The organism is Microcystis sp. M090S1, assembly GCF_020246295.1.
Classification (GTDB): Bacteria; Cyanobacteriota; Cyanobacteriia; order Cyanobacteriales; family Microcystaceae; genus Microcystis; species Microcystis aeruginosa.
Genome location: NZ_JADBTF010000077.1, coordinates 1 through 4,096, shown reverse-complemented (window position 1 = coordinate 4,096; position 4,096 = coordinate 1). Strand labels below are relative to the sequence as shown.

Sequence of the window (4,096 nt, the reverse complement as noted above, 5' to 3'; positions counted from 1 at the left end):
CCATAAGACCAGAACAGAGTAAATCTGTTAAGGCAGGTGCGAAAAATCCTTCGGGACAGAAGCAGAAACCTAAATCGTGAGGTTTGGGAATCACCGTCCGTTTACGGCGGTGAGGATGTCAAATATACTATTAAAGATTATTTGTCAAGTTTTTGCTCAGACTTCTTTAGCTTGCGCTGACCAAATTCCCTATTTTTTGGGGAAGCTTCCACCTCGATCGGGCGGGTTCAATAAATAACAGGTTACAATAGCGAATAATTAACTAAATTTACCTAAAAACCATCGATCGTGTTCTACGCTATTGATTTCGGAACCAGTAATACCGTCATTACTCGTTGGAATGGGGCGACAAATAGGGCCGAAACCGTCAAATTATCGGAGTTATCCCAACAAATAGTCGACAATCCCCCCCTAATTCCCAGTTTACTCTATATTAAATCAGCCAATCCCCTGCAAGTAATTGCCGGTCAAGCGGTACGGGATCGGGGTTTAGATATCGATCGAGATCCGCGTTTTTTTCGTCGCTTTAAACGAGGTATCGGGGCAAAAATTCAAGGATTTTTACCGGAATTAGAGGAAACTGTCCTCAGCTTCGAGGGGGTTGGCCAATGGTTTCTCGATAGCATCATCGACCACTTAAAAAACACCGCCCCGGAAACCCCCCAATCTCTAGTTTTAACCGTCCCCGTCGATAGTTTTGAAAGTTACCGCAATTGGTTAAGCAATGTTTGTCAGGGGTGGGAAATCGAACAAATTCGACTAATTGATGAACCTACGGCCGCCGCTTTGGGTTATGGAACCACTGGGGATCAAGTGATTTTAGTGGTAGATTTTGGCGGTGGCACTCTCGATCTTTCTTTGGTACAATTAGATTTAGATAATCCTCAAAAAAATCAAGGTTTTATTCTCAAGTGGGGAGAAAAACTTTTAGGCAATAATTCTGCCCAAAAAACTAAACTAGCGAGAGTTTTAGCCAAGGCGGGGACAAATTTAGGGGGGTCAGATATCGATGATTGGATCGTCGATTATTTTGCCCAAAAGCAATCTTTAGCGAAAACTTCCCTGACTACTCGTCTAGCAGAAAGATTAAAAATTAAACTTTCTTCCCAATTAACCGCCGAGGAGGTATATTTTGATGAGGAAAATTTCGAGAGTTACGAGTTAAGCTTGGATCGAGAACAATTGACTGATATTCTCCAACAACAAAACTTTTTTCATCAATTAGATGATTTAATGACGGGAGTTTTGCAACAGGGAAGACGCAATGGAGTTGAAGTTAGCGATATCGATGCGGTGTTATTAGTCGGGGGAACCGTCCAAATTCCGGCGGTAAAAGATTGGGTGCGACAGTATTTTGATAGTAGTAAAATTAAAGAGGATCGACCCTTTGAAGCGATCGCTTTGGGAGCGTTACAATTAGCCCAAGGTTATCAAGTCAAAGATTTTCTCTATCATAGCTACGGGATTCGTTACTGGAATCGTCGCCAAAATGCCCACGCTTGGCATCCGATTATTAACTCTGGACAACCCTATCCCATGGAAAAACCCCTGGAATTAGTCCTAGGTGCTTCCGTGGACAATCAACCTAGCATTGAATTAATTATCGGCGAATTGGGCACAGAAAGGGGGGCGATCGAGGTCTATTTTGATGGTGATAAATTAATTACTCGTTCCCTCGGTAATGGAGAAACTAGCGTCCAACCCTTAAATGATCGCGAGGGGGCCCGATCGATCGCTCAACTCGCTCCTTTAGGTTTGCGGGGCAAAGATCGCATTAAAGTGCAGTTCTGGATTGATGATCAGTGTTTTCTGCGGATTAATGTGGAAGATTTACTCAGTCAAGAATTGTTACTAAATAATCAAATCGTCACCAAATTAAGCTAGACTTGGCTTCACCTAAAAATCAAGTGCAGACTCATAGTAAGTTTGCACTGATATTATCGCAATATTCTGTTTTACCGGTGGCTTTATCGACTGTGATCGCGCACGGGGATCGGGATCAGTTCGGGTTCGGGTTCGGGTTCCGGACCAAAAACACTCTCGATCAGTTTGCGCGCCCATTCTCTCAACTTGTCTATCACTTCATCTAAATAGTCCATTGACCAAATGGCTCCTTTGAGATACTAGCTATGAGTTTTCGTCGATTGATCCCCGCAACAGCTTGATTCTAGAGAATTTTAACTAATTTTCATCGTTTGGCTGTTAAATCTGACGAGCGGGGGAATCTATATCTTGTATTTATATTAAGCTTAACATAACTTTTTAGTCTGAGTATATATTCTTGGCAATTCTTTTTTAAGATATTGTTAATAAATTCCGGCGTAGGCGATCAAGGGCGGTATAAGCACTAATCTGGCGAATTGTCAAGCGATCTCGATTTTCTCCGAAACGATGCTCTGATACGGTAACATTTCCCTCAGGACTGGCTAAACCGATATAAACTAGGCCCACGGGTTTTGTCTCACTGCCTCCTCCTGGTCCGGCAATACCCGTGATACTGATCCCCCAATCCGTAGCGAGGCGTTTTTGCACCCCTAGCGCCATCTGTTGGGCAATAATGGCACTGACAGCCCCGAAATTATTTAAATCCCCTTCATTTACGTCTAAGAGGGCAACTTTTACCCGATTATCGTAGGAAATAACCCCACCCCCAAAATAATCGGAACTGCCGGCGATTTGGGTGATAATTTCCCCTAATCCCCCTCCAGTACAGGATTCTGCCACACTCAAAGTTTGTTTTTGCCGCCGCAAAAGTTCCCCCACCACCGCAGGTAAAGTATCATCATCAGCCCCAAAATAATCTAATCCGGCGATTTCCTTAATTTCCGTCGCTACCGGTTCAATTACCTGCAAAGCAGCCTCTAAAGAAGGGGCTTTGGTCGCAATTCGCAAACGCACTTCGCCTAAACTAGCATAGGGGGCAACGGTGGGATTAGTCAGATCAAATAAATGGGCAACTTTTTCCGCTAAAGCTGACTCACCGATACCGCGAAATTTGAGGTAACGACTATAAATCCTCTCTTTGCCCCATCCTTGACTTTCTAGGTAAGGAATCGCCGTTTCTACCCACATTCTCTTCATTTCTGAGGGTACTCCGGGGAAAGTGAGAATAGTCACGTTAGTCTGTGGTTGCCAGATCATGCCAGGGGCGGTTCCCGTCGGATTTGGCAAAAAATCGGCTCCCATGGGTATTAAAGCCTGTTTACTGTTACTAGGAGGCATTTCTCGCCCTAAGCTCGTAAATTTAGCCTCGATTTCTGCTAAAATCTCCTGATCTTCCCTGAGGGGCGTTTGGAAAAAATCGGCGATTGTTTCTGTAGTTAAATCGTCGGGAGTCGGTCCGAGTCCGCCAGTAAAAATTAAAATTGAAGAACGTTCTCGGGCAATAGCGATCACTTTTTTCAGTCTTTCTACATTATCCCCCACCACCGTTTGATAATAATGGGGAATGCCTAATTTTGCCAATTCTAGGGCTAAATATTGGGCGTTAGTATTAACTATATCCCCTAATAATAATTCCGTTCCTACACAAATAATTTCAGCGGCCATAATTTTTAGCAATTAGCTTAAGATTTTCAATTTTGATCATCAACTTATCTTCTGTCACCACAGTTCAATCGGGTTTCGGTAACGATGGTCATGGAAGTTAACAATACCAGTGCGCTCCAACATTATACCAGTAAGCTATCAACAATCAAGGTCTTGTATATTAGACCTCTGGTAAAAATCAAAAATTGTTGTTAGGGTTAGGAGTCAGTAGCCGGTCGTCAGGAGTCAGGAGAATTAAGAATGAATAATAATCAATTAAACGGTCTATTTACAGACTTTATGTAATTTAATCCTTGTTTTTGCCGTTTTTGAAGCGTCAAAAATTAATTATGCAAGAGGTTTATTAAATGCCACTTTTAATAACCAGATTTAGTATCACTACCTATGAGCAAACGTAAAATCAGCGCATTATTCCCTTATATAACAATAATTGATCTTAACGGAGGCAGGAGGCAGGAGGCAGGGGGCAGGAGGCCGTTTTTGTAACGGGGATTTATGCCCCGCTCCAAAAACTTTTCGCCTTAAGGCGAGGTTTTAGACCCGATTT

General features: G+C 42.8%; 2 protein-coding genes. One reads left to right on the top strand and one right to left on the bottom strand.

Going from position 1 to position 4,096, the window contains the following annotated elements:
- The first annotated feature begins 288 nt into the window (after positions 1–288).
- The gene (locus IM477_RS03470) at positions 289–1,884 is read left to right on the top strand and encodes an Hsp70 family protein (protein ID WP_287730540.1); all 1,596 of its coding nucleotides are present in this window, start codon (positions 289–291) and stop codon (positions 1,882–1,884) included.
- Positions 1,885–2,295: 411 nt separating this feature from the next.
- Here IM477_RS03470 and IM477_RS03465 read toward each other — a convergent pair whose 3' ends face one another.
- Positions 2,296–3,549: a competence/damage-inducible protein A gene (locus tag IM477_RS03465; RefSeq protein ID WP_287730539.1), complete on the bottom strand. Its 1,254-nt coding sequence runs from the start codon at positions 3,547–3,549 to the stop codon at positions 2,296–2,298.
- Positions 3,550–4,096: the final 547 nt, after the last annotated feature.

Excerpts from the sequence above, each read along its gene's own strand:
- IM477_RS03465 (WP_287730539.1), bottom strand. The coding sequence starts at position 3,549 with ATGGCCGCTGAAATTATTTGTGTAGGAACGGAATTATTATTAGGGGAT.